Genomic DNA, 25596 nt, shown 5'->3' with positions numbered 1-25596 from the left:
GCCTCACTCGCCGTCGTCGCGTCGCCGCATCGCCTGGGCCGTCGATCCGCGCACCACCAGCTCCGCCTGGAACACGAACTCCGTCCGCTGCACCGGGTTTCCCCCGATCTCCTCAAGGAGCGCTCCCACGGCGGCGGTGGCCATCGCCTGGACCGGCTGTCGCACGGTGGTGAGCGGCGGATCCGTGAAGGCGATCAGCGGCGAGTCGTCGAAGCCGATCACCGAGATGTCCCGCGGCACATCGAGGCCGCGCTCGCGCACCGCCCTGATCACGCCCAGCGCCATGAGGTCGCTCCCGCAGACGATGCCGGTGCACCCCTGGTCGAGCAGCGCCCCGCCTGCCGCGTGCCCGCCTTCGACGGTGAACAGCGTCCGCTGGATCAGCTGCTCGGCCTCCTTCCGCCGCGTTCCGAGCATGCTGTGCAGGGCCGCGACGAAGCCCTCGGCCTTGCGCCGCGACGGCACGAACCGGGTCGGGCCGATGGCCAGACCGATCCGTTCGTGCCCCAGATCGACGAGGTGGCGCACGGCCATCCGGGCGGCCGACCGGTCGTCGGGGGAGACAAAGGGCGCGTTGATGTACTCGTTGAACCCATTGACCAGGACGAACGGCACGCCCCGGCCCGCGAGTTTGACGTAGCGCGCGGTGTCGGCCGTCGTGTCCGCGTGCAGTCCGGAGAGAAAGACGATGCCGGTGACATCGCGTTCCTCCAGTTGCTCCACGAGTTCGTCCTCCGTGGACCCGCCGGGCATCTGTGTGCACAGCACCGGGGTGTAGCCGTACCCGGCGAGCACCTGCTCGATGATCTGGGCGAAGGCCGGGAAGATCGGATTGGTGAGCTCGGGAATGACCAGACCGATGAGTCCGGCGCTGCGAGAGCGCAGGCGTACCGGCCGCTCATAGCCCAGGACGTCGAGGACGGCCAGGACCCGCTGCCGGGTCGCGGGGGCGACACCGGGCTTGCCGTTGAGTACCCGGCTGGCGGTGGCCTCGCTGACTCCGGCCTGCGTCGCGATGTCCGAGAGCCGCGGGGTGCCGCCGTCGACACCACCCCGCGGCGTGGGAAGCATCACGTCGCCCACCAGACCGCGCTGTCCGCGGGCAGCTCCGTCTCGTCCCCGGGCGCGGCCAGCGGGACGCTGGCCAGCAGCGGCCGACCCGGAGCGGGCAGGCGCACGGGCTCACTCGTCGTGTTCACGGTGCAGAGGAAATCGCCGTGCCACGCGGCGCCGCCATCAACCCGTGCCGTGCGCCGGAACGCCAGGACGCCTTCGGGGGCGTCCAGCCACTCGACCGCGTCACCCGCGCCCAGCGCGGGGTGTTCCCGGCGCAGGGCCAGCGCGCTGCGGTACAGCTCCAGCGTCGAGTCGGGATCACCGGTCTGCGCTTCGACGCTCAGCTCGGCCCAGCTCGCGGGCTGCGGCAGCCAGCTGGGGCCGCCGGCCGCGGGGCCGAAGCCGTACGGCGCCTCGGTTCCGGACCAGGGGAGGGGAACCCGGCAGCCGTCGCGCAGCCCGTCCTGGCCGTTCTCCTTGAAGAAGGACGGGTCCTGGCGCACCTTGTCGGGCAGGTCGGTGACCTCGGGGAGGCCGAGCTCCTCGCCCTGATAGACATAGGCCGATCCGGGCAGTGCCAGCATCAGCAGCGCCGCGGCGCGCGCCCTGCGCAGCCCCTGTTCCGCGCTCTCGTCGGCGAAACGGGTGGCGTGGCGGACGACGTCGTGGTTGGAGAGCACCCAGGTGCTCGGGGCGGCGACGGGACGCATGGCGTCCAGGGACGCGTCGATGGCCTCCCGTAGCGCGGCCGCGTTCCACCCGGTGCCCAGATAGTGGAAGTTGAATGCCTGGTGCAGCTCGTCGGGGCGCAGATAGAGCGCGGTGCGCTCGGCGCTCGGTGTCCATGCCTCGGCGACGCCGATGCGGTCACCCGCGTACTCGTCGAGGACCTTCCGCCACGAGCGGTAGATCTCGTGCACGCCGTCCTGGTCGAAGAACGGCAGGGCCTGGTTGCCGAGCAGCCTCAGCTGCCCGGCGTGGCCCATGTCGGGCAGCCCCGCCGCCTTGACCAGCCCGTGGGCGACATCGATACGGAAGCCGTCGGTGCCCATGTCGAGCCAGAAGCGCAGGATGGAGCGGAACTCGTCCTGGACGGCCGGGTGTTCCCAGTTGAAGTCGGGCTGCTCGGGAGCGAAGAGGTGGAGGTACCAGTCCCCGTGGGTGCCGTCCGGGTTCTTGGTGCGGGTCCAGGCGGGGCCGCCGAAGATGGACTCCCAGTCGTTGGGGGGCAGTTCACCCTCGTGACCTTGGCCGGTCCGGAAGTGGAATCGCTCCCGCAGCGGGGAGCCGGGCCCCTCGGCGAGGGCCCGCTGGAACCAGTCGTGCTGGTCCGAGCAGTGGTTGGGCACCAGGTCGACGATGATCCGCAGGCCGAGGGCGTGTGCGTCGCGGATCACCGCGTCGGCGTCGTGCAGGGTGCCGAACATCGGGTCGATCGCGCGGTAGTCGGCGACGTCGTAGCCGGCGTCGGCCTGCGGGGACGCGTAGAACGGGCTCAGCCAGACAGCATCCACGCCGAGAGCCTTGAGATACGGCAGCCGGCGGCGTACCCCTTCGAGGTCACCCATGCCGTCGCCGTTGCCGTCGGCGAAACTGCGCGGATAGACCTGATAGATCACCGCCTCTCGCCACCACTCCGGCCTTTCGCCAGGGTTGACGGATTCCGTACCAGAGGTGGGGGCAGCAAGGTGCTGAGTCATGTCTTCCCTGAATACGATGGGGGTGGTCAGGACTTGGTGGCGCCCGCGGTGAGTCCCGAGACGAGGTGGCGCTGGACGAAACCGAAGACCACCGCGGCGGGAACGGCGATGATCACAGCGGCCGCGGTCAGCGAACCCCAGTCACTCGTGTACTGGTTGACGAAGGTCTGCAGACCACCGGCGAGCGTGAGGTTCTCCTCGCCGGTCATGAAGGCGGAGGCGTACGCCACTTCGGCCCAGCCGGTGATGAAGGTGTAGAACGCGGTCACCGCGAGCCCCGGCTTGGCCAGGGGCAGGATCAGCCGCCAGAACGTGCCGAAGGGGTTGAGGCCGTCCACCCGCCCGGCCTCGTCGATCTCGACCGGGATGCCGTCGAAGTAGCCCTTCATCATCCAGGCGCAGAACGGTACGGCGACGGTGAGGTAGGTGACGACCAGGCCGCTCGGCTGGTTGAGCATCCCCAGGTTCGCCAGCAGGTTGTAGAGCGGCACGATCAGGACCGCGACCGGGAACATCTGGGTGATCAGCAGCAGCCACATCAGCGGCCGCATCCCGGGGAACCTGAAGCGGCTGACGGCGTAGCCGGTGGTGGCGGAGATGAAGACACCGACCACGGTGGTCAGGCCGACCACGATCAATGAGTTCTGCAGCCAGGACAGAAAGTCGGTGTCGTTCACGACATGGCTGTAGTTGCCCAGCGTGAAGTCCTTCACCAGCGCGGTGTCGAAGGCGTCGGTCTTGGGCTTGAACGAGGTCACCACCAGCCACAGCGGCGGGAAGACCGCGATGACGGAGGCGACCAGCAGGGTCAGATGGAGTCCGATCGAGGCCAGCGGGCCGCGCTCGCCGCGCTTCCTGGGGCCGGTGCGCGTGGGCCTCTCGGTTGTCAGGTCGGTCACCAGGCGTCTCCCTGCTTGCGGAGTGCGCGGCGGTAGACCACCGCGAAGAGCGACAGGACGGTCAGGATCAGTACGCCCCACGCCGCGGAACCCGCGAAGTCGCGCGGGCTGATGACGAAGGAGAGCCGGTAGGCATACGTCACCAGGATCTCGGTGGCGTCCCCCGGGCCGCCCCGTGTCAGCAGGAAGATCACCGGGAACATGTTGAACGTCCAGATGGCGCTGAGCAGGACGACCGTGCTGGAGACCGAACGCAGTCCGGGCAGGGTGATGTGGCGGAAACGCTGCCAGGGGCTCGCTCCGTCCATCTCGGCGGCCTCGTAGAGCTCACCGGGGATGGACTGCAGTCCGCCGAGTGTGGCGACCAGCATGAAGGGCACACCGAGCCAGATGTTGACAGCGATCACGGCGACCTTGGCCCACGTCGGGTCGTTGAGCCAGGAAATCGCGTCGAACCCTCCGCCGGTGAGGAGCTTGTTGAACAGACCGCTGCGCTCGTTGAACAACAGCCGCCAGGTGAAGACCGAGACGAAGGCGGGCACCGCCCAGGGCAGGATCAGAGCCATCCGGTAGAACGTGCGGCCCTTGATCTTCCGGTTCAACATGGTGGCCAGGGCCAGGCCGAGGGTGAACGAGAGCGCGACACAGGTGACGGTCCACACCAGGGTCCAGCCGAGCCGGTCCCAGAAGACACTGTCGGTGAGGATCGCCTTGTAGTTGTCGAGGCCGACGTACTTGTAGGTGGCGGGGATGTGGTTGACCCCGATGGTTCGCTCGACATTGGCCTCGTTGGCGTCCGTGAGCGAAAGGTAGACACCGCGCGCCAGGGGATAGCCGACGATCAGGCCGATCACGGCCACCACCGGGGCAACCATGCTCCAGGCGTACCAGTGGGTGGCGAGCGCCCTGCGCAGCCGCCCCGGGTTCCTCTCAGTGCGGCGGCCCCGGCCGCGGGCGCTCGGCGCGCCCGCGGCCTTCGCCACCGACTGGCTGGTCTCGACAGCCATTGGTTGGTCAGCCCTTCCCGTGGCTTACTTGTAGTCCTTGAGCAGCTTGCGGTAGGCGTCACCGGTGGCCTTGGCCGCCTTGTCCGGGCTGGTCTTGCCGGAGAGCACGTTGGCCATCTGCAGTCGGAGCGGCTCGAAGAGGGCGTTGCCCTGGGCGATCCACGGCCGCTCCACGGCCTTGTCCACGGCCGGCTTGAAGAACTTCACCATCTCGTTGCCCGCGACGGACGGGTCCGCGTACACGGAGGTGCGCGTCGGCAGCAGGCTGAGCTTCTCCGTGGTCGCCTTCTGCACCTTCGCCGAGCTCATGTACTTGACGAACGCGTAGGAGGCGTCGAGGTTCTTCGAGCCCGCGTACACGGAGAGGTTCCAGCCGCCCTGCGGGGAACCCTGCTTGACGCTGCCGGCCGGAACAGGCGCGACACCCAGGTTCGACTTGTCCTTGAACTGCGCTCCGGCGCGGGCGTCCTCGATCGCCCACGGGCCGTTGACCATCATCGCGACCTTGCCGGACTTGAAGGCGTTCTCCATGTTGTTCCAGCCGTCCGAGGCATCGGTGATGGCGGCCTTGGAATCAACGAGGTCCTTGATGACCTTGTACGCCTTCACACCGGGCTCGTCGTCGACGGTGACCTTCTTGCTCTTCTCGTCGACCAGGTCACCGCCCTCGCCGTAGAGGTAGGGAAGGAACCAGTACGGGTCGTCGCCCCGCAGGTAGAGACCGGTCTTGCCGGACTTCTTCTTGATCTTCGCGGAGGCGCCCTTGAGCTCGTCGAGGGAGGCCGGGACCTCGACCCCGGCGTCCTTGAGTATCTTCTTGTTGTAGAAGAGCGCCAGGGTGTCGATCACCTGCGGCGCCGCGTAGGTCTTGCCATTGAACTTCGTGCTCGCTGCGGCGGTCGGCAGGTAGTCCTTCTCGTTGTCGAGCGCGGCTGTGCCGTCGAGCGGGGCGAGGTAGCCGATGCTGGCGAAGTCCGCCACCCAGGCCACCTCGGTGCGCATCACGTCGGGGGCGCCGGAGTTGCCGCCCGCCGCGTTCTTGAACTTGGCGTTGGCGTCGCCGAAGGGGACGTTGACGTACTTGACGTGAACCTTCGGATGTTCCTTCTCGAAGCCTTCGGCCAGGGCCTTGTAGGTCCCCTTCTCGGCCTCGTTCGAGGTGTCCCAGAAGGTGACGGTGCCGGAGAGCCCCTTGCCGCTCTTCTGGCCGCTGTCCCCGCTGTCGCCGTCCCCACCGCACGCTGCCGCTGTCATCGCCAGGGCCGCGACCAGCGCGGTGGCCGCTATGCCACGCCGCATGTGAACTCCTTCACGTGTTCCCGGACTGGCGGAGACGAAGACGCCTCCTGCCAACCGCCTCCTCGCGGCGCCGGGTTCCGAGGAACGTAACAGGGTTGAAAAGCTCTCGAAAGACCTTGCGACAGATTTCTGCAAGAGGTGCTGATCGTTACGGTGACGTGTCCCGAGAGTTGCCGACGGATCGCTTGACAAGGCCGCGACCGTGCGGTTTGGGCCCAACGCACGCCCGCGACCGCTCCGGAGAGCCGTTCACCGCCGCCGCCCCACAGGCGTTCGTCGGCCAGTCGACTTCCTGCAACTCCTTGCAGCCACACCCCCGCACGCGCCGGCCGGGACGCATGGATATCCGGATATGTAAGTCGAATCCGCCAGCCGGTGGGCAATCCCACGGGCAGCCCGGTACAGTCCCGTCCCATGACCGCGCGGCTCTCCGACATCGCAGCCCAAGCGGGGGTCAGTGAAGCCACCGTCAGCCGCGTACTCAACGGCAAGCGCGGAGTGGCCACAGGCACCCGTGAATCCGTGCTCACCGCACTCGACACGCTCGGTTACGAGCGTCCTGTCCGGCTGCGTGCGGCGCGCAGTGCGGGGCTGATCGGTCTGATAACCCCCGAACTGGACAACCCGATCTTTCCCGCGCTCGCGCAGGTCATCGGGCAGGCTCTGACCCGGCAGGGGTACACCCCCGTGCTCGCCACCCAGACACCGGGCGGCTCCACGGAGGACGAGCTCACCGAAATGCTGGTGGAGCGAGGCGTCGCCGGGATCATCTTCGCCTCCGGACTGCATGCCGACACCACCGCCGACACCCGGCGCTATGCCCAACTGCTCGGTCAGGGTGTTCCGTTCGTCCTCATCAACGGGTTCTCGCCCGAGATCGAGGCACCCTTCGTCTCGACCGACGACCGGGCCGCGATACGGCTGGCCGTGACGCATCTGGCCTCGCTCGGCCACACCCGCATCGGTCTCGCGGTCGGGCCCAGGCGGTTCGTGCCGGTCGCGCGCAAGATCGAGGGCTTCCGGCTCGGAATGCAGGAACGGCTGGGGCTTGCTCCCGAGGAGTCGGACGCGCTGGTCCAGCACTCCCTGTACACCGTGGAGGGCGGCCAGGCCGCGGCGGCATCGCTGCTCCAACGGGGTTGCACGGCCCTCGTATGCGCCAGCGACATGATGGCGCTCGGCGCGATCCGGGCCGCCCGTCGGGCGGGTCTGCAGGTGCCCGGGGACGTGTCCGTGGTCGGTTTCGACGACTCCCCCCTCATAGCGTTCACCGATCCACCGCTGACCACGATCCGCCAGCCGGTGCAGGTCATGGGGCAGACGGCGGTCAGGACCGTCCTCGATGAAATCGGCGGAACTCCCGCCCCGCGCACCGAGTTCATCTTCATGCCCGAACTGGTAGTCCGCGGATCAACGGCTGCCGGCCCCCAGAGCCTGGGCGCCTCCGCTCGGCGGAGCTGACGCCCTCTCGCGGGTACGCACTCCCGGCACACCCCGGCCTGAGGATTCACGCGGCCTCTTGTCCGACTCAAGCAGATCGGAATGACCGCCCGCAAGAGCCGTCTGAAACTTTCTGCAATCTCTTGCTACAGCCGTCGCGATGATGTTTGACTGAGGCCGAATCGCCCGACCGCGCTGCCCTGCGGGCCAGTTCGCACACCGAGTGGGGGGCCGGAGTGATACGTCGTCACCACCAGCGCAAACAGCTGGACCGGGAGGCACAGCACCTGGCGCCCGGCGCTTCGGAGGAGGCGGCCATCGGACGGCGGGTGTTCGCCGAGGGGCGCGGCCCTGTGCTGACCGACCTCGACGGGAACCAGTACCTGGATTTCGCCGCGGGCACCCTGACCCAGTCGCTCGGCCACACCCACCCCGAGGTCGTCGAGGCGCTCACCACGCAGGCCCGGCGCCTGTGGAACGTGCACGACTCCGCCACGCCCGACCGGGCCGAACTCCTGGATCTGCTGGCCCGGCTGCTGCCCGACCACCTGGACACCTACGCCCTCTTCTCCACGGGCGCCGAGGTCGTCGAGGCAGCCCTGCGCGTGGTGCAGGCGACCGCGCCGCCCGGCCGGAACAGAATCGGCGCACTGCGCCACGGTTTCCACGGCAAGACCATGGGCGCTCGGATGCTGGTGCAGTGGGACGTCGGCCACCAGGCCTTCGCCGGGAACAGCATCCTGGGCTACTCCCCTTACTGCTACCGCTGCCCCCTCGACATGGAGTACCCCTCATGCGGTGTGCGGTGTGCGTCCTTGGTGCGCAAGCACATCGCCGACAAGCCGAACGTCTCCGCGCTGGTCTTCGAACCCGTCCTCGGCGCGGCCGGTGTGATCGTTCCACCGCCCGGCTACTGGAAGCAGATCTCGGACGCCTGCCGCAGCCAGGGCGTTCTGCTCGTCGCCGACGAGGTACTGACCGGAGGCGGCCGTACGGGGGCCTTTCTCGCCAGCGAACGGCTGGGCATCGAACCGGACGTGGCCGCACTGTCCAAGGGGACCGCGAACGGCTTTCCGTTCGCGGTCCTGGCCGGGCGGTCCGCGGTCCTGCACGACCCGGCGGCCGCCCGGCCCGGAGCCTACGCGTCGACGTATGCGAGCAATCCGCTGGGCATCGCCGCGGCCCGCGCCACCCTGGAAGTCATCGAACGGGACCAGCTGGTCGAACGCGTGCGGGTGCTCGGGGAGTTACTCGACGCACGGCTGAACGCCCTGCACGCCCGCTTCGAGAACCTGGGCGATGTGCGCGGGCTCGGACTCCTGTACGGCCTGGAGTTCGTCACCGACCGGAGCAGCCGCAGGCCGGCCCCCGAGATCGCCCGCGCCGTCTACGCCACCGCGCTCGACCTGGGTCTCAGGGTCGCCCTCGGAGGCCACATTCTCCGCCTCGCCCCACCGTTCACCATCGACGAAGCGCTTCTCGACGAGGGCGTGAAGCTGCTGGAGAAGGCCATCGAGCAGGTGGTCGCGTGATCGTCGCGGAGAACCTGGTCAAGGAGTTCCGCATCGCCGAACGGAAACCCGGACTGATCGGCAGCCTCTCCACCCTCTTCACCCGCAGACACCGGGTGGTCCGGGCGGTGGACGGCGTCTCCTTCGAGATCCCGGCCGGCTCGAAGACCGCGTACATCGGGGCCAACGGGGCCGGCAAGTCCACCACGATCAAGATGCTCACCGGCATCATGACGCCCACCTCCGGACGCTGCCTCGTCGCCGGCCTCGAGCCCTACCGTGAAAGGCAGCGCAACGCCCGCACCATCGGCGTCGTCTTCGGGCAGCGCAGCCAGCTGTGGTGGGACCTGTCGGTGCCCGACTCCTGTCCTGATCAACCGCGCCAACCGGGAACTGGGCACCACGGTCGTCCTCACCAGCCATGACATCGCCGATATCGCGGCGATCTGCGACAGCGCCCTGGTCGTCGACCAGGGACGGGTGGTCCATCAGGGCAGCATCCAGGAGCTGCTGCGCACCGCCGACCGGCGCTCGGTCCTCTTCGACCACCGGGACGGGCCGGCGCCGGAGGCGGCGTGCGCCCGGGTGGAGCAGGGCCTGCCGGGTGTGCGGGCCACACTCACCGACGGCGGGCGCATCAGGATCGACTATCCGGCCGACCGCTTCACCTCACGGCAGGTGCTCGCCTTCCTCCTCGACCGCTTCGACCTGGCCGACTGCTATGCGCCCGAGCCCGGCCTGGAGGACGTACTGCGGGAGATCTAGGGCCGCTCCCGGGTCCCGGCCGGAGCCGAAGGCGGTGCGGTATGAGGCCCCGCGTCCGTCCCTATCTGCCGTTCGCGACCGGAGGTCTCCAGTCGCTGTTGCAGTACCGCTCCATGTTTGTGATCAGCGGGGTGACGGCCGCCGCGGGCGCCGCGGTCACCGTCTTCCTGTGGCGGGCCGTGTACGCGGGCGCGCCGGCGGGCGGCGGGCCCGGCGGCTTCACCGCCGCGAGCATCACCACGTATCTGCTGGTGGCGCAGGTGCTGCAGGTCCTGCACACCAACCGCGTCGACGACGAGGTCGCGGCCGAGGTGTACCGGGGCGACGTCGCGGTGATGCTGGTGCGGCCCGTCAGCTACCCGGTGGTGCGCTTCTTCGCCTGCCTGCCGGTGGTCGGGGCCAACGCCGTGCTGGTCGGCGTCCCGGTCCTCGTCCTCTTCTCGTTCCTGGTGCCGCTGACCGTGCCCCGCCCCGCGGACGCGGTGCTGTTCACGCTCTCCACCGTGCTGTCCGTGCTCATCGCCTTCTGTGTGAACCTGCTGACCGGCATGACCGGTTTCCTCACCACCAACACCTGGGGGGTGCGGATGGTCAAGCAGAGCGTGGTCGCCTTCTTCGCCGGTCAGCTGGTGCCGATCGCGCTGATGCCGGGGCCGCTCGCGGCGCTCGCGTCGGCGCTCCCCTTCCGCGGGATGGTCGACGGTCCGCTGACGCTGCTGCTCGGGCGGTACGACGGGTGGCCGGGGGCCGCGGGGGTGCTGGCCCAGCAGCTGGGCTGGGCAGCCGGTCTCATGCTGCTGTGCGCCGCGTTGTGGCGGGCCGCGCTCAGCCGTCTGGAGGTGCTGGGCGGATGAGACGCACGGCACTGCGCTACGCCCGGCTGTCCTGGTTCCTGGGCGGGGTCGGCCTGCACCGCCTGACCATGTACCGCCTCGACTTCGCGCTCGGCGCGGGGGCCTTCCTCGTGCGGGTGGGCATCCAGACCGCGGTCGTGGGCCTCGTCTTCCGGCAGGTGCCCGCGGTGGGCGGCTGGTCGTACCACGAGGTCCTGTTCCTGCTCGGCTTCTCGCTGCTGCCGCGCGGGCTCGACCACCTCTTCACCGACCAGCTGTGGGAGCTGGGGCGCAAGCTGGTGCAGCGCGGCGAGTTCTACCGCTATCTCATCCGGCCGGTGAACCCGCTCTTCTCCCTGCTGTCCGAGCGCTTCTTCCACCCCGACGGCCTGGGCGAACTGGCCGTCGGAGCGGTCCTCGTGGGCTATGCCGGCTCCGAGCTCGATCTGGAGCCGACCGCGGCCCAGTGGGCACTCGCACCGCTCCTGGTGCTGTGCGGGGCGCTGATCCACACCGCGGTGAAGCTGTTCTTCGCCTCCCTGTCCTTCTGGACCGTGACGAGCCTGCCCGCGATGTACGCGGCGAGCCAGGTGTCGGACTTCGCCGCCTATCCGCTCGACATCTACCACTCTTCGCTGCGCGCCCTGCTGACCTGGGTCCTGCCGTTCGCCTTCACCTCCTATGCGCCGTGCGTCTATCTGCTGACCGGCGCGACAGACCTGGTGATCTGGCTTCCCGCGGTGACGGCGGGGGCCCTGCTGATCGCCCTCACCGTGTGGCGGCGCGGCATCGCCACGTACGAGATGACCGGGAGTTGACACCCCGCATGATCCGCGACGAAGACCTCGAGCCGCTGCTGCGCACCGCCCCCTGGATGTCCGAGGACGGGCGCGAGGCCGAGCGGTACGAACGGGTGGACCACGCGGTCCTCGGCTCCGCCGCCCTGCTGCTCGTGGTGGCCGCGGTCGGCGGGCCCGCGGCGGGACAGCGGTTCTTCGTCCCCGTACACACACCGGACGGCACGGGACGACTCGAAGAGGCCCTGGGCAGCGCGGAGTTCACCACCGCCGCGGTGACCGCGGCCCTCGCCGGCCGGCGGCTGCGCACCGCCCGCGGCGGCGTCGTGGAGTTCCGCGGCGCTTCGGCCACGGCGGGCGAGATCCGGCGGCTGCCCTTCGAGCGGGGCTGGTCCTCCAACGCCCTTTCCCTGGTGGAGATCGGCGGCATCCGGCACATCCACAAGACCTACCGGCGACTCGACGAGACCGTACACGAACCCGAGCTGCTGAGGCTCATGAAGGGCACGGGCCGCACTCCGCAATGGGCCGGGGACTACACCTACACCGACGCGTCGAGCGGCACCCGCCACCCCCTGGGCCTGATCTACCGCTACGCGCGGGGGGACGGCATCGACGTACCCCTGAGAGAGAACCTGCGGTCGATGTGGCCCCGGCTGACGGACACGGAGCGGCCGACCGACGTCGTACGGTCCCATCTGCGCCCGCTGGAGCCGCGGTTGCGCGCCGCCGGGGACTTTCTGCGCGGCTTCCACCACGATCTGGCGAGCCGCCTGGGCGGCTCCACCGCCGCGCGGTACCCGGCCGGTGAGGCCCTGACGCAAGCCTCCGCGCGGCTCGCCGCACTCGCGAACGCCGAGGTGGCACTGGAGGACACCGCGCTGAAAGCCGCCTTCGCCGCCCTGGACGCCGAGGTCGCCGCACTCCGCGAGCGGTTCGACGGCCCCGAGGCGGCGGGCTCCGCCGGACCCTGCCATGGCGACCTGCACCTGTCCCATCTGGTGTGCGGCCCGGAACTCGGCGGCGACGGCACCTGGCGGATGAATGTCATCGACCTGTCCACGCCCGCCCTCGGGCCCGGCGAACCAGGCTGGGACGCGCAGTCGCCCTTGCAGGACCTCGTCGCCGTCCAGCGCGCGCTGGAGTACTTCGCGGCCGACGAGGCCGCGTACGAGAGTGCCCGGCGGCTCGGCGTGGACCAGGAGGAGACCATGCGCGGCGCCCTGGACGGCGCCCCGGGGTGGCCGCTCGGTCAACAGGCCGTGCTGCGGCAGGTGTTCCATGCGGCCGACGTATGGCGCGAGCGCGTCCTGCACCTGCTGCTCGGCCCGGGCGTCGACAGCCCGCTGCGGCGCCTGCTCTATCTGCGGCGGCTGCTGCACGAGCTCGCCTACAACCACGCCCACGCCCGCCCCTACCACGCGGCGATCGACCTGCGCCACGCCATCGGGTCAGGCGCGCATGCCCCGGCCCTCTCCCCCTCCCCCTCCGCGAGGACGTGAACGTGACCGAGCCCCGGATGCACATCATCGAGACGTATTTCGAATGCTGCGGTTTCGACCACACCTTTCTGCAGGGAGGCACCTCGGTCTACCTGTGGAACCTCTCCCGTGCCTTCGCCGCGCGCGGCCACCGGGTTTCCATCGTCACCCCGGCGCACGGCCGGCTCGACGATCTGCGCGGCCGGTACGAGGTGGAGGACCTGCCGTACGACGACGTCTACACGCTGCCGATCGTCCTCGACCCGGACGTGTGGACGGGCTTCCCAGCCGAGGCGAAGCTCACCTTGCACACCACCGCGCACCGCATCCGGCTGGACGGTGTCGACCTGTACTTCCTCGCCAACGAGTATCTGAACCGGCTCCCCGACACCTTCTACCCGCCGTACTCCGCCAAGGGCCATGACCTGGTCTTCTTCAAGCCACTCGTCTTCCAGGTGGACAGCGTGCGCTTCCTGCGCTCCTGGTTCGGCGACGAGAGGGCACTCGTCCACGCCCATGAGCCGTACTACCACTATCTGCTCCCGGCCGCGCTGCGCGACGACCCCTCGAAGCTGGTCGTCAGCAATGTGCAGAGCAATATGCCGATCGCCAAGAAGGTGTACGGGCCCAAGGTGCGACGCCTGTTCGAGCTGCTCGACGTGGACGTGGAGCTGCCGGCCCCGGAACCCCCGTCCGGTGACGGCGCGCCCGAGGCGATCCGGCAGTACCAGCAGCTGACCCATCTGCACTACGACTATCCGCCGGATCATGTCGCGATCTACGAACTGACCGCCGACCACGCCGACTTGATCGACTTCCTGTCCCTGGGCCAGCTGGACTTCTACGCGTCCTTCCGCGACACCCCCTTCGAGCGGCTCTTCAGGCGGCTGCCGATCGCCCGGGTCGTGCGGCGCAACGCGCACAAGATGTTCGTCGGCGGTTGCGCGATCTCCGACGAGTGGCTCGGCTGGGACCCCGCCACCGTCGACCGGGCCGAGGTGCTCGGCGGCCTCGGCCTCGATCCCGCGCTGCCCACCTTCTTCCACAACGCGCGCTACGCGGTCCACCACAAGGGTCAGGTGGAGCTGATACGTGCCGTGGACCGGGTCCTGACCGCCGGCCTCGCGGCCAACTTCATCGTGCGCTGCATCTCCGGCAACGGCATCGACGACCCGCTCTTCCACGAGATCGCGGCGCGCCACAGGGGACGTCTGCACCTGGAGTGGGAGCGCGTCGACGAACGGCGCGTCTTCTCCTACGCCGCCAGCGCGGACTTCGGTCTCTTCCCGTCCAAGTTCGAGATGGACACATTCCTCATCGCCCAGGGCGAGGCCATGGTCGCCGGAGCCGTGCCCATCGCCACGGACCAGCGGGGCATGGCGCACTTCCGGCATGCGGACGGCCCCGCCACGAGCACCGGCTTCGCCGTGAACCGCTCATTCGCGGAGGACGACGAGCTGCTCACCGCGGCGCTCGCCGGGCGCATCCAGGAAGCGGTGACCCTGTGGTCGCGGGACCCCGGCCGATACCGGGAACTGTCGACCCGCGCGGCGGCCGTCGCACGAGTCTTCACCTGGGCGCACTGCGCGGAGCTGCATCTGGCCGCGTTCACCCGGCTGTGGAAGGGCGAGCCCGCGGTCCTCCCGGCCGGGCGGGCGCTGCGCCACGGCTGGTTCGACCTGCTCTCCGACGGACAGATCACCCCGGACGCGGCGGTCGAGCACGGCGACATCGCCGCGTACGAGCGGTGCGCCCCACTGGACACCGAGGCCGCCTCGCGGATCTTCCGGGCCGCGTGGGAGCGGGCCGACTTCGCCGCCTGTGAGCGGGTCGTCGAACGCCTCCCTGATGCCGTGCCACGGCAGGATCTGGCCCGGCTGCGGTCCCGTTGCACGCTCACCGGCGACGGGCGGCTCCGCTACCGGCTGCCGCACGCCGAACGCGTCGAGCTGGTGATCCCGACCGGGGCATCGTCCCGTGCGCTGCCCGAGGTGCGGGCGCTGCGGCGCACCGCCCCCGGTGCGTTCGAAGGCGCCGCGCCCGGTCCGGACGCGGGGCCCGGGGCGATGCTGCTGCTGACCCTGGACTCCGGCCGCGTCACCTGGGACGAGGTGCGTCATGGCTGAGCCGGGCGCGGTGCGCGCCGTGCTGCTGGCGGGCGGCGAGGGCAGACGTATGGGCCGGCTCGGCACCGGACGCCTCAAGCCGCTGATCCCGTACGGCGGGGCGTGCCGCCTCATCGACTTCAGCCTCGCCAACGCGCGTGGATCGGGTCTGGACGAGGTGCTGCTGCTCTCCCAGTACGAGGAGCGGCGGCTGATGGACGACCTGCACCGGGTGTGGAACGCGGAACCCGGTTTCCGGGTGCACTTCGGCCCGTACGACACCGCGTACCGCTCGGCGGGGACCGACGTCCCCCGCGAGATCCCTGCGCGGCGCGGTCCGCTGGAGCGGGGTACGGCCGACGCGCTGATCCGCAAGAGCGAGTATGTCTTCGGCGGCGGCGCCGAGCAGATCCTCGTACTCCACGCCGACCATGTGTACCGCTTCGACTACGAGCCGCTCATCGCCGGGCACCGCGCCTCCGGCGCCGCGCTGACGATCGCCTACCAGCGCATCGAGCGGCGCTGGGTGCACCTGTTCGGGATGGTCCGCTTCGACGGGGACGGCAACCTCACGGAGTTCACCGAGAAGCCCGAGAACCCCACCTCCGACCTCGTCTTCGCGGCCTTCTGCGTCTTCGACGCCGCGGTCTTGAAGCGCTATCTGGAACAGCTCGACGGCACGGACTGGCAGCACGACATCAGCAGGGACGTCATCCCGGCCATGCTGGCGGCCGGAGAGCGCGTCCGCGGCCATGAAGTGGCGGGCCACTGGGAGGACATCGGCACCGTCGAGCGCTTCCACCGCGCCCATATGGCCCTGGCCACGGACCCGCGTACCGGACTGCCGGTGGATGAGATGCCCTGGACGGTACGGCCCGGGGTGCGGCGTGGCTGGGTGGCCGACACCCCGGGGGTGCGCGCCTCGTTGGTTCCGTCGGACCTGGTCAACCACGGGCTCGTGGAGGAGAGCGTGCTCTTCCCCGGCGTGCGGATCGGCGCCGGGGCGCGGGTGCGGCGCAGCGTGGTGCTGCCCGGTGCCGACGTCGCTCCGGGCGCGGACATCGACTCGGCCGTGGTCCTGGAGGACGGACACATCCAGCAGGTGACAGAAGGAGTACGCCCATGAACTCGCCCGCATACGACGTTCTGGTGGTCGGCGGCGCCGGAGTGGACACCATCGTCCGCGTGGACGCGCTCCGCCTGCCGCCCGGAGATTCGGTGTTCGTGCCCCCGGTGTACGACTATGTGGCGCACACCGGCAACGGAGTGGCCCTCGGCTGGCACTCCCTCGGCCTGGCCACCAAGTTCATCGACTTCCTCGGGGACGACCTCCAGGGCCGGTCGATCCTCGCCGCCTACGGGGAGATCGGCCTCGACTTCAGCCATGTGGTGTCGCCGCACGGCACCCCGCGCGGCGTCAACCTTGTCGACGCGCAAGGCCGGCGCTTCTCCTTCTACGACGGCCGCCACCCGGTGGACCTGCGGCTCCCCCGCGACTTCTACCTGCCGTATCTGGAACGCGCCCGCCATGTCCACCTGTCGATCGTCGGCCACAACCGCGACATGTACGAGGACATCCACCGCCTCGGCATGACCAGCTCGACCGACCTTCACGACTGGGACGGCCGCAACCCGCACCACCGTACGTACGCGCTGGCCTCCGACTACGTGTTCCTCAGCGCCGCCGCCATCCACGACCGGCTCGAGCCGGTCCTGCACTCCGTCATCGAGGAGGGCCGCGCCCGGCTCGTCGTCGCCACCGACGGCGCGGACGGCTGCCATCTGCTGATGCGCGGCGAGGACAAGGTCCGTCACTTCCCCGCGGTACGTCCCGAGCGGCCCGTGGTGGACAGCAACGGCGCCGGGGACGCCTTCGTCACCGCCTTCCTCCACGCCCTGTCCGAGGAACGCCCGGTGGCGGAGTGCGTCCTGGCCGGGTCGGTCTCCGGGGCCTTCGCCTGCGGCAGCGCGGGCACCCACACCGAGTTCATCGACCTGCCGGGGCTGCGCGCGGCCTGCGCTCGCGCCGCGGCCGACCGGTAGAGGGGAAACGGCGACGTGCACATCATCACCTTCTCCTTCGAATGCGGGGGCTTCGACAACCGGCTCATGCGCGGGGGGCTCTCGCCACTCGTGTGGAATCTGTCGCGTGAGTACGCCGCGCGCGGCCATCGCGTGTCGCTGATCACTCCTGCGCACGGCCACCTGGACAGGCTGCGCCGCAGCCATCGGATCGAGACCCTCGACTACCGGTACGAGCATGCGCTGCCGCTCGTCCTCGATCCCAAGGTGTGGCCGGACCGTCCGGCCGAGATCACGCTGGAGCTGACCACGCGCGCCCACCGCCTGCGCATCGACGGCGTGGACGTGTACTTCCTGTCCAACGAGTACCTGGACCTGCTCGCGGACCGGCTCTACCCGCCGCCCGGCACGGAGGGCCGGGACCTGTCGTACTTCAAGCCACTGGTCTTCCAGGTCGACGGACTGCGCTTCATCGAGCGGTACTTCGGGCGCGAGCCCGCCGTGGTGCACGGCTTCGAACCGTACTACCACTATCTGCTGCCGCCGGTCCTCGCCAAGGACCCGCTGCGCCGGACGGTGGCCACGGTCGCGGCCAACGCGCCGATCGCGCAGAAGGTCTACCGGCCGCAGGTGGAGCGTCTGCTCTCGCTCTTCGGCGCCGACGAGGCGGAGCTCAACGCCCTCGACGCCCTCGACGGGCCGCTGCCCGCCGAGGACAGTCCGCAAGCGGTCATGGCGCGGGCCCTTGCCGGCACCCGCATGCACATCGAATACGGCCCGGACTACGTCGGCTTCCTTCCCCTGATCGCGTCCCACGCGGACCTCGTCGACTTCGTGTCCCCGGGCCAGCGCGACTACTACAGCACCTTCCGGGACACGCCGTTCGAGGCGCTGTTCGAGACCCTGCCCGTCGCCGGGCTGCTGCGCGAGCAGGCGCACAAGCTGCTGATGGGCGGCTGCGGCATCGCGGACAGCTGGCTGGCACGCGATCCGGAGGCCGTCGACCGGGAGCGGGTGCTGCGGGAACTCGGCCTCGACCCGGCCCGCCCCGTCTTCTACCACGCTGCCCGCTACGCCGTGCATCACAAGGGGCAGCTGGAACTGATGCGGGCGGTCGAACGGGTCCTGGCCACGGACCGGGAGATAAGTTTCGTCATACGCTGCTCGACCGGTGGCGGCGGCGAGGAGTCGGCGACCGCGGCGAACGCGTACTTCCAGCGCGTCGCCGACCGGTACCCGGGCCAGGTGCACCTGGACTGGCGCCTGGCGGATGAGAACACCCTCTTCGAGCAGGCCGCCTGCGCGGACTTCTGCGTGTTCCCGTCGAAGTACGAACTCGACGGCTTCCTCATCGCCCAGGCCGAGGCGATGGCCTGCGGGGCGGTACCGATCGCCACGGCCCAGCGGGTCACCGGGCACTTCGGGCACGCGCTGCCGAGGGACCATCCGCAGGCGACGGGCTTTCCCGTGCGGGGTTCGTTCCGCGACGACGACCCCGCCCTCGCGCGGGAACTCGCCGAGCGCATACGCCAGGCCGCGGCGGTCTTCCGGGACACGCCGGAAACCTACGGCCGGCTGTCCGCCAACGCCCGGGACACCGCACGGGGATTCACCTGGGCGCGCTGCGCGGAGTCGCGCCTTACGGCATTCGAGGGCCTGCTACGCGGGCGTACCCGCGAGTTCCCGCCCCGGGAGTCGATCCGGTACGGCTGGTTCGACTCCCTTCCCTCCTCGGCCTGGGCCACGTACCCCCAACTGATCCGGCAGTCGGCCGGCGCCCTCGGCGACCTGGCGGCCTACGGGCGCTGCGCCCCGCTCGACGCGGCGGCGTGCGAGCGCCTCTTCGAGGCGGCCTATGGCCGGGCGGACTTCATCCGTTGCGAGGAAATCGCTCGGGCGGCGGGCCGGGGTGACCTGACGGCGCGCGTCCGCGACCGCAGCCGGGTCCGCCGCGGGGACGGTGGCCGCTGGACGGTGGAGTACGTCCATGACCACGTCGAACGGGTGGAGGCGGTGGTCCCCGGCACGACCCCCGTCCCGCCGGCCCTGGAATCCACCGCGGAGGCGATGGCATCCGACGAGGCCGTGCCCCACGACAGCGGGGCCGTGCTCCAGGCACTCGTCCCGGACGACGACGGGGTCTTCAGAGGCGTCCTGGACGGCCCGCCCGTCGGCCGCAGCCCCGTCGTCATGCTGACCCTCAGGTCCGGCCGGGTCACCTGGGACACCCTGCCTGCCGAGCCCGCACCGTTCCGGGTCGTGGCGACCGACCTCGACGGCACCTTGCTCCGCAGCGATCTGACCGTCTCCGAACGCACACTGCGCGCCCTCGCCCTGGTGGCCGAGGCGGGGGCGCACCACCTCGTGGTCACCGGCCGGCCCGCCGCCGCCTGCAAGGAGTTCCTGGCCGCACTCGGCTACCGCGGACTCGCCGTGTGCGGACAGGGCGCCCAGCTGTACGACGCGGGCGCGGCCCGGCTGCTCGCGTCGGCCTCCCTGGACCGTGCGCTCGCCCGCACCGTGGTGGACCGGGTGGAGGCGGCCCTGGGGCGCCTGGAGCTCGGCGTCGTGACGGCACCCCCCGAAAGCCGCTTCAAGGTCACCCCGGGCTTCGGCGAGCGCGTCCACCACGGCTGGGACGTGACAACCGACCGTGAACTTCTGTGGACGGACCCCATCGACAAACTGGTCCTGCACCATCCAGAGATATCCAAGGATGAACTCGCCGACACAGCACGGCAGTTGTGCGAGGGATCCGTGACGGTCGTGCACTCCGTGAAGGGGATGGTGGAGGTGTTGCCCCCGGGCACCACCAAGGGCACCGGTGTCGAACGAGCCGCACGCCTGCTGGGGTTCACCGGCGCGGACACCGTCGCCTTCGGCGACATGCCCAACGACATCCCCTTGCTGGCCTGGGCCGCCCACGGAGTGGCCGTCGGCAACGCCCACCCCGCACTGCGCGCCATGGCCGACGAGGTGGCGCCCGGCAATGACGAGGACGGAGTGGCCGTGGTCCTCGAACGTCTCTTCGACCCCGCGGAGGCGCGCGTATGACCAGCCCCTTGCCGGCGCTCGCCCGCGCCCATGGCATAGCCACCGCATACGCCACCGACCGGGGCCGACGCGTCACCGTCGCGCCGGACACCCTCGTGGCCGTCCTCGCCGCGTGCGGAGTGGACGCGGCCACCTCGCACGCGGCCCGGGAAGCCCTCGACGCGCACCGTGACCGCCAGGCTGCTCGGCTCCTGCCGCCCTGCGTCGTGGTCCGCTCCCCCGGGTGCGTACAGCTGAGCCTTCCCGACCACCTCTCGGCGCAGGTGCGGTTGGAGGACGGGGACCGGCTTCCCCTGTCCGCCCCGCTTCCGCCGGGCTGGCACACCGTGCACGTCCATGGAGCGGGACGGTCGGAGTCCGCCCCGCTGCTGGCCGTGCCCGAGCGCCTCGCCGCTCCGGAGGGACGCAGCTGGGGATTTCTCATCCAGCTCTACTCCGTCCTGTCGCGCCGTTCCTGGGGCATGGGCGATCTCGCCGACCTCGCCGACCTCGTCGCCTGGTCCGGCCAGACCCTGGGGGCCGGTTTCGTCCAGCTCGGCCCGCTGCACGCCGCCGAGCCGGGACCGCTGCCCGACCCTTCGCCCTACCGGCCCAGCTCCCGCCGCTTCCCCGATCCCCTGCACGTGCGCGTGGAGGCCGTACCCGAATACGCGTATCTGACGGCGAGGCGCGGCGGGCCGCCGATGCCTGTGCCGCCCGGGCGCGGGCGATCAACGAGGAGGTGCTGAGCGGAGACTCGCTCATCGACCGCGAGGCCGTCCGCGCCCTCAAACACCAGGCTCTGCGGAGGGTGTACGAGGTGCCGCTCGCTCCGGGTCGCGCGGCGGCCTTCGCGGCCTTCACCGCGCGCGAGGGCCGGGATCTGACCGACTTCGCCACCTGGTGCGCACTCGCGGAGGTCCACGGGGGCGCCTGGCGGTCCTGGCCCGCCCCCCTGCGTGATCCGCGGTCCGCCGCGGTGGAGCGCGCCCGTGCGGAGCTGTCCGAGGCCGTCGCGTTCCACCGGTGGCTCGCCTGGATCACGGACGAACAACTCGCCGCCGCGCAGTCAGCGGCGGTCGACGCGGGCATGAGCATCGGCCTCGTCCACGATCTGGCGGTCGGCGTGGCACCCGAGGGCGCCGACGCCTGGGCGCTCCAGCACGCTCTGGCCACCGGGATGAGCGTCGGCGCGCCACCGGACGACTTCAACCCGCGCGGCCAGGACTGGGGGCAGCCGCCCTGGCGCCCCGGCGCCCTCGCCACGGAGGGCTACCGTCCGTTCGCGGAGCTGCTGCGTGCCGGGCTGCGGCACACGGGGGCGTTGCGCGTCGACCATGCCATGGGCCTGTTCCGGCTGTGGTGGGTGCCCGAGGGACGGCCGCCGTCCGATGGGACGTACGTGCGCTACGACGCCGAGGCGATGCTCGGCGTTCTGACGCTGGAGGCGCATCGCGCGGGAGCGAGCGTGATCGGCGAGGACCTCGGCACCGTCGAGGCGGGCGTGCGCGAGGAGCTGGCGGCACGCGGCATCCTCGGCACCTCGGTGCAGCGCTTCGAGTACGTGGGGGGCTCCGAGGGACGGCACGGCCCGCTGCCGCCACAGCAGTGGCGGGAGAACTGCCTGGCCACCCTCACCACGCACGACCTCCCGACGACCGCGGCCTGGCTGAGTGGTGAGCATGTCGAACTCCGCGCTCAGCTGGGCCTGTTGACCCGTTCCGCAGCAGAGGAGAAGGCCGAGGCGGCAGCCGAGCGTGACGGCTGGCTCGCGGAGCTGGAGCGGCTGGCTCTGCTCCCCGACGCTCGCGGCGAGGTGGTGGCTCTGCACCGCTTCCTGTGCCGCACCCCGGCCCGCATGCTCGGCGTCTGGCTCCCGGACGCCACCGGCGACCGCAGACCGCAGAACCTGCCCGGCACCTCGACGGTGCACCCGAACTGGCGGCTGCCGGTGAGCGATCCCCAGGGCCGCCCCGTCCCGCTCGACGAGCTGGCCGGCCAGCCCCTCGTACAGGCCCTTGCCCGTGTGTTCGCGGAACTTCAGCCGCACCGAACGAAGACCGAGGAGAGAGATGTCAGGCCAGGTTCTTGCTCAGGTTGAGGGCGTCCACGAGAACGCCGCGGGCTTCGACCTGCTGGCACCCGACGGCACCGGCTACCGGGTCGACGTCACCGACGACGGGGTATTCAACCAGGACAATCCGCTTCTCGCCCGCTATGTCGAGGGTCGCAGGGTCGTGGCCTTCATCAGCCCGACGGTCGACCGCCTCTACGGTGACCGACTGCGCGCCTATCTCACCGCTCATCTGGAAGCGGGAAGCTGGAGTCTGCACACCATCCGCACCGGCGAGCGCCACAAGACCCTGGCGTCGGCCGAGGAGGTCTGCGCCATCGCCAAGGCGACAGGGCTCGACCGGCACGGCGTGATGCTCGCGGTGGGCGGCGGGATCGTCGCGGACATCGTCGGCTTCGCCGCCTCCATGTACGCCCGCGGCGTCCGCTACATCAAGATCAACACCACGCTGGTCGCACAGGTGGACGTCGGAGTCGGAGTCAAGACCGGCGTCAACGCGCTGCACATCAAGAACATGTTCGGCGCCTACCACCCCGCCCATGCCTCACTCAACGACCCCGCGCTCCTCGCGTCCCTGCCGGAGCGGGAGATCCGCTGCGGTCTCGCCGAGATCGTGAAGATGGCCGTGATCCTGGACGGGGAGCTGTTCCGGGTGCTGGAGGAGCACCCGGACGCCTTCCTGACGTCCGGCGACGCGGAGCTGGAGACGTACATCATCCGCACCTCGATGCGGCTGATGATGGAGGAACTCTGCCCCAACCTCCGCGAGCACGAACTGGCGCGGCTCGTGGACTTCGGCCACACCTTCAGCCCGGTGATCGAGACGGCGAGCGGGCACCGCCTCGAGCACGGCGAGGCCGTCGCCGTCGACATGGCGCTCTCCGCACACCTCGCACGCCTTGTGGGCCTGGCGGACACGGAGACCTGCGCGCGGATCGTGCGGCTCCTGAAGCGGATCGGGCTTCCGGTGTACGACGCCGACACCTGCACACCCGACCTGATGACCGAGGCGCTGCAGGCCTCCTGGCAGCGCCGGGGCCGCAAGCTGCACCTCGTCCTGCCGACAGGGCTCGGCAAGGCGGCGTTCGTGGATGAGCTGGAGGACATCCCCGACGAGATCCTGCGGGCGGCGCTCGATGCCCTGGCGGGGGAAGAGGGCCGGCACCATGGCTGAGGACATCGTGAACATGCGGGACCTGCTCACCGGCAAGCCACACGACCACGGTGGCCTCGGCACGATCCTCGCGCACCGGGTCTTCGCGCGCCAGGCGGACGGCACGGGCGCGGAGTTCATCGACGTCGCCGTCCTGCCACCCGGCAGCTCGATCGGCCGGCACCGGCACGGGGCCGACCGCGAGACCTACATCGTGCTGGCAGGCAGCGGCCTGATGTTCCGGGACGGCGAGGAATTCCGGGTCCGGGCCGGAGACATCGTCGTCAACCGCCCGTACGGCGAGCACGGTCTGCTCAACGACGCCGACGGGGAACTGCGTCTGCTCGTCTTCGAGGAGGACCTCCGTGACCACCCCGCCCTCTGACGCCTCGTTCACGGTCCTTGACGTGGGCGGCACCACACTCCGCGTGGGGAGCTACGACCCCGCGTCACGAGCGGTCTCGCGGGTGCGCCGGGTGCCGGTCGACGGGCTGGGGCGCGATCCGGCCGCGCCCGTAGCCGTACTGCAGCAGCGGGTGGTGGACCAGATCGTGCGCGAGGCGGGCGCGCACATGGCCGGCGTGGGGCCGCGGGCCGTCGGGCTCGCCTTCGCCGGACCGATCACCGCGGGCGGCCTGGTCCTGGCCGCCCCCACCATATGGGGGCGGCGCGGAGAACCACTGCCCCTGGCCGGGCTGCTCACGGAGCGCCTCGGCGTCCCGGTCGTCGTCGTGAACGACCTCACCGCGGCGGCCTGGCGCTACGCCGCCACCGAGCCACAGCCGTTCTGTCTGCTGACCATCAGCTCCGGCATCGGCAACAAGGTCTTCCGCGGCGGCGAGATCCTCCTTGACGCCGACGGCCACGGCGGGGAGCTCGGCCACTGGGTGTGCGACACCTCGCCCGACGCGCCGTTGTGCGACTGCGGGGCCCGCGGCCACCTGGGCGCCATCGCCTCGGGGCGCGGCGTCCTCGCGGCGGCACACCGGGCGGCAGCCGCCGATCCGGCCCGCTTCGCCCGCTCCCGCCTCGCCGCGCTGAGCGACGGCCGCGCGGCGGCTCTCGACAACCGGGGGCTGGCCACGGCCGTACGCGAGGGCGACGCGTTCGCCACAGAGGTACTGCGCGGCACACTCGTCCATCTCGCACAGGCGATCACTGCCGTCTTCACGTCGATCGGGGTGTGCCGCTACATCGTGATGGGTGGCTTCGCCCTGGCGATCGGGGAACGCTACCGGGAGCTCCTGGTCGGCGAGTTGGTGCGGCTGGGATGCTTCGGGCTTGCCGCGGGCCAGGTCGATGCCATGGTGTCGCTGGGCGTCGCCGACGACGACCACGGCCTGATCGGCGTGGGACGGCTGCTGGCCGGCCGGATCCCGGCGCCCGCCGTCCAGGAGGCCCGATGAACGGGCCGCGTACGCTCATTGTCGGCAGCGGATTCGTCGGGACGGCCATCGCCCGGCGCCTCGCCGCGTCGGGCGGCGCGGTGACGCTCGCGTCGCGTGGTCGCCCCGCGCAGCCCCCGGAGACGTACGGCGCCCGCTGGTCCGCGCTGGACGCCACGGAACCGGAGGCCTGCGGCCGCCTCCTCGCCCGCGTACGTCCGCGGTACGTCGTGCTCGTGCACGGCCCCTCGGACGTCACCTGGTGCGAGGCCCACCCCGCGCAGGCGGACCGGGCGCACACGACGGTGGCGAACACCTTCGCCTCCATGGCCGCGCAGTCACGGATCGTCATGATCTCCACCGACAACGTCTTCGACGGAAGGTCGGCCGACAACGTGGAGACCACACCGGTGTCTCCCACGAACGCCTACGGCCGTGCGAAACGTCGCGCCGAGGAGACCCTTCTGGGCCAGGCGGCGGAAGCCGTCGCACTGCGGGTCAGCCTCGTCTACGGCCATGAGCCGGCCGCGGCGGGCAAGTGGCTCAACTTCTTCGCGGCCTGCGCCCATCGGTTGCTGCGCGGTGAACACGTACAGGCCCCCTACGACCAATGGACCACCCCGGTGCAGGTGGACGACGTGGCCGAGGTGACGTCCGCGGTCCTGCACATGGACGCGCCCCCTCCCCCGGTCCTTCACCTGGGCGGACCGGACCGGGTGACACGCGCGGAGTGGGCCACGGTGATCGCCCAGGCCCTCGGGGCGCCACCGGAGTTGGTGGACCCGGTGGCGAAGGCCCACACCCGCTACGCGTCCCGCCCGGAGAACGCCTGCCTCTCGAGTGACCTCCTGTCCGATCTCCCGGCTACGCGCCTGATACCGGTCCGCGGCGTACGGGAGGGCGCCCGATCCCTGGCAGCCGCGTTCAGGGGGGCGTCGTAGGCCACACCGCGCCGCCACGTCGCGCGACCCCGGATGCCGTGGCGCCGGTGTCGGGGCGCCGGTGTCAGGGCGCGGGCATCGGGGCGCGGGCATCG

General features: G+C 70.7%; 20 protein-coding genes and 1 pseudogene. 16 read left to right on the top strand and 5 right to left on the bottom strand.

All coding sequences use genetic code 11. The features are described 5' to 3' along the window. Positions 1-3: 3 nt before the first annotated feature. From ABZS71_RS13590 to ABZS71_RS13570, 5 genes are read right to left on the bottom strand one after another with little or no spacing between them, the layout of a single operon-like run. Positions 4-1071 carry a LacI family DNA-binding transcriptional regulator gene (locus ABZS71_RS13590; RefSeq protein WP_355851347.1) on the bottom strand — a complete coding sequence of 356 codons (1068 nt, stop codon included), beginning with the start codon at positions 1069-1071 and terminating at the stop codon, positions 4-6. Continuing rightward, entirely contained in the window at positions 1071-2756 is a 1686-nt protein-coding gene (locus tag ABZS71_RS13585) for a glycoside hydrolase family 13 protein (protein WP_356209725.1), read from the bottom strand. The genes ABZS71_RS13590 and ABZS71_RS13585 overlap by 1 nt, the downstream gene beginning before the upstream one ends. 26 nt (positions 2757-2782) lie before the next feature. Further along, positions 2783-3655: a carbohydrate ABC transporter permease gene (locus tag ABZS71_RS13580; RefSeq protein WP_355851232.1), complete on the bottom strand. Its 873-nt coding sequence runs from the start codon at positions 3653-3655 to the stop codon at positions 2783-2785. Beyond that, positions 3652-4662 (bottom strand): sugar ABC transporter permease, encoded by a 1011-nt coding sequence (locus ABZS71_RS13575; protein ID WP_355851235.1) that lies wholly within the window; start codon positions 4660-4662, stop codon positions 3652-3654. Before ABZS71_RS13575 ends, ABZS71_RS13580 begins: the two co-directional genes overlap by 4 nt. A gap of 24 nt (positions 4663-4686) precedes the next feature. Then, positions 4687-5961: an extracellular solute-binding protein gene (locus ABZS71_RS13570; RefSeq protein WP_356209723.1), complete on the bottom strand. Its 1275-nt coding sequence runs from the start codon at positions 5959-5961 to the stop codon at positions 4687-4689. Between the two features lie 414 nt (positions 5962-6375). Between ABZS71_RS13570 and ABZS71_RS13565 the strand changes: the two genes are divergently transcribed. From ABZS71_RS13565 to ABZS71_RS13490, 16 genes and pseudogenes are all read left to right on the top strand, one after another. Further along, positions 6376-7422 (top strand): LacI family DNA-binding transcriptional regulator, encoded by a 1047-nt coding sequence (locus ABZS71_RS13565; protein ID WP_356209720.1) that lies wholly within the window; start codon positions 6376-6378, stop codon positions 7420-7422. A gap of 215 nt (positions 7423-7637) precedes the next feature. Next, positions 7638-8933 carry an aminotransferase class III-fold pyridoxal phosphate-dependent enzyme gene (locus ABZS71_RS13560; protein ID WP_356209718.1) on the top strand — a complete coding sequence of 432 codons (1296 nt, stop codon included), beginning with the start codon at positions 7638-7640 and terminating at the stop codon, positions 8931-8933. Next, positions 8930-9337: an ATP-binding cassette domain-containing protein gene (locus ABZS71_RS13555; RefSeq protein ID WP_356209716.1), complete on the top strand. Its 408-nt coding sequence runs from the start codon at positions 8930-8932 to the stop codon at positions 9335-9337. Before ABZS71_RS13560 ends, ABZS71_RS13555 begins: the two co-directional genes overlap by 4 nt. 55 nt (positions 9338-9392) lie before the next feature. Beyond that, positions 9393-9677, top strand: coding sequence for a hypothetical protein (locus ABZS71_RS13550; protein WP_356209713.1), 285 nt, complete (start codon positions 9393-9395; stop codon positions 9675-9677). A gap of 41 nt (positions 9678-9718) precedes the next feature. Further along, on the top strand, positions 9719-10531 hold the full coding sequence (locus ABZS71_RS13545) for an ABC-2 family transporter protein (RefSeq protein ID WP_356209711.1): 813 nt from the start codon (positions 9719-9721) through the stop codon (positions 10529-10531). Continuing rightward, the gene (locus ABZS71_RS13540; RefSeq protein WP_356209709.1) at positions 10528-11328 is read left to right on the top strand and encodes an ABC-2 family transporter protein; all 801 of its coding nucleotides are present in this window, start codon (positions 10528-10530) and stop codon (positions 11326-11328) included. The genes ABZS71_RS13545 and ABZS71_RS13540 overlap by 4 nt, the downstream gene beginning before the upstream one ends. 8 nt (positions 11329-11336) lie before the next feature. Beyond that, positions 11337-12809: a hypothetical protein gene (locus ABZS71_RS13535; RefSeq protein ID WP_356209706.1), complete on the top strand. Its 1473-nt coding sequence runs from the start codon at positions 11337-11339 to the stop codon at positions 12807-12809. Positions 12810-12811: 2 nt separating this feature from the next. Beyond that, entirely contained in the window at positions 12812-14914 is a 2103-nt protein-coding gene (locus ABZS71_RS13530) for a glycogen/starch synthase (protein WP_356209704.1), read from the top strand. Beyond that, positions 14907-16019: a sugar phosphate nucleotidyltransferase gene (locus ABZS71_RS13525; protein ID WP_356209701.1), complete on the top strand. Its 1113-nt coding sequence runs from the start codon at positions 14907-14909 to the stop codon at positions 16017-16019. Before ABZS71_RS13530 ends, ABZS71_RS13525 begins: the two co-directional genes overlap by 8 nt. Then, the gene (locus ABZS71_RS13520) at positions 16016-16936 is read left to right on the top strand and encodes a carbohydrate kinase family protein (RefSeq protein WP_356209698.1); all 921 of its coding nucleotides are present in this window, start codon (positions 16016-16018) and stop codon (positions 16934-16936) included. Before ABZS71_RS13525 ends, ABZS71_RS13520 begins: the two co-directional genes overlap by 4 nt. A 15-nt stretch (positions 16937-16951) precedes the next feature. Continuing rightward, positions 16952-19969: a Cof-type HAD-IIB family hydrolase gene (locus tag ABZS71_RS13515; protein WP_356209695.1), complete on the top strand. Its 3018-nt coding sequence runs from the start codon at positions 16952-16954 to the stop codon at positions 19967-19969. Continuing rightward, positions 19966-22049 (top strand): annotated as a pseudogene (malQ, locus tag ABZS71_RS13510) (4-alpha-glucanotransferase). Before ABZS71_RS13515 ends, malQ begins: the two are co-directional and overlap by 4 nt. Further along, positions 22021-23196: a sedoheptulose 7-phosphate cyclase gene (locus ABZS71_RS13505; protein WP_356209693.1), complete on the top strand. Its 1176-nt coding sequence runs from the start codon at positions 22021-22023 to the stop codon at positions 23194-23196. The pseudogene malQ and the gene ABZS71_RS13505 overlap by 29 nt, the downstream one beginning before the upstream one ends. Then, positions 23189-23560, top strand: coding sequence for a cupin domain-containing protein (locus ABZS71_RS13500; RefSeq protein ID WP_355851277.1), 372 nt, complete (start codon positions 23189-23191; stop codon positions 23558-23560). The genes ABZS71_RS13505 and ABZS71_RS13500 overlap by 8 nt, the downstream gene beginning before the upstream one ends. Then, entirely contained in the window at positions 23541-24581 is a 1041-nt protein-coding gene (locus ABZS71_RS13495) for an ROK family protein (protein ID WP_355851280.1), read from the top strand. The genes ABZS71_RS13500 and ABZS71_RS13495 overlap by 20 nt, the downstream gene beginning before the upstream one ends. Beyond that, complete coding sequence (locus ABZS71_RS13490) at positions 24578-25501, top strand: sugar nucleotide-binding protein (protein ID WP_356209690.1); 924 nt, start codon at positions 24578-24580, stop codon at positions 25499-25501. The genes ABZS71_RS13495 and ABZS71_RS13490 overlap by 4 nt, the downstream gene beginning before the upstream one ends. Positions 25502-25596 lie beyond the last annotated feature (95 nt).

The sequence above is a fragment of the Streptomyces sp. NPDC005393 genome, from assembly GCF_040606675.1.
Classification (GTDB): domain Bacteria; phylum Actinomycetota; class Actinomycetes; order Streptomycetales; family Streptomycetaceae; genus Streptomyces.
This window is presented reverse-complemented; position numbering and strand designations above follow the sequence as displayed.

What these genes read in the sequence shown, in the direction of transcription:
- ABZS71_RS13500 (WP_355851277.1), top strand. Translation starts at nt 23,189, where the DNA reads ATGGCTGAGGACATCGTGAACATGCGGGACCTGCTCACCGGCAAGCCA.
- ABZS71_RS13545 (WP_356209711.1), top strand. Translation starts at nt 9,719, where the DNA reads ATGAGGCCCCGCGTCCGTCCCTATCTGCCGTTCGCGACCGGAGGTCTC.
- ABZS71_RS13525 (WP_356209701.1), top strand. Translation starts at nt 14,907, where the DNA reads ATGGCTGAGCCGGGCGCGGTGCGCGCCGTGCTGCTGGCGGGCGGCGAG.
- ABZS71_RS13535 (WP_356209706.1), top strand. Translation starts at nt 11,337, where the DNA reads ATGATCCGCGACGAAGACCTCGAGCCGCTGCTGCGCACCGCCCCCTGG.
- ABZS71_RS13540 (WP_356209709.1), top strand. Translation starts at nt 10,528, where the DNA reads ATGAGACGCACGGCACTGCGCTACGCCCGGCTGTCCTGGTTCCTGGGC.
- ABZS71_RS13565 (WP_356209720.1), top strand. Translation starts at nt 6,376, where the DNA reads ATGACCGCGCGGCTCTCCGACATCGCAGCCCAAGCGGGGGTCAGTGAA.
- ABZS71_RS13585 (WP_356209725.1), bottom strand. Translation starts at nt 2,756, where the DNA reads ATGACTCAGCACCTTGCTGCCCCCACCTCTGGTACGGAATCCGTCAAC.
- ABZS71_RS13575 (WP_355851235.1), bottom strand. Translation starts at nt 4,662, where the DNA reads ATGGCTGTCGAGACCAGCCAGTCGGTGGCGAAGGCCGCGGGCGCGCCG.
- ABZS71_RS13505 (WP_356209693.1), top strand. Translation starts at nt 22,021, where the DNA reads ATGTCAGGCCAGGTTCTTGCTCAGGTTGAGGGCGTCCACGAGAACGCC.
- ABZS71_RS13520 (WP_356209698.1), top strand. Translation starts at nt 16,016, where the DNA reads ATGAACTCGCCCGCATACGACGTTCTGGTGGTCGGCGGCGCCGGAGTG.
- ABZS71_RS13490 (WP_356209690.1), top strand. Translation starts at nt 24,578, where the DNA reads ATGAACGGGCCGCGTACGCTCATTGTCGGCAGCGGATTCGTCGGGACG.
- ABZS71_RS13570 (WP_356209723.1), bottom strand. Translation starts at nt 5,961, where the DNA reads ATGCGGCGTGGCATAGCGGCCACCGCGCTGGTCGCGGCCCTGGCGATG.
- ABZS71_RS13590 (WP_355851347.1), bottom strand. Translation starts at nt 1,071, where the DNA reads ATGCTTCCCACGCCGCGGGGTGGTGTCGACGGCGGCACCCCGCGGCTC.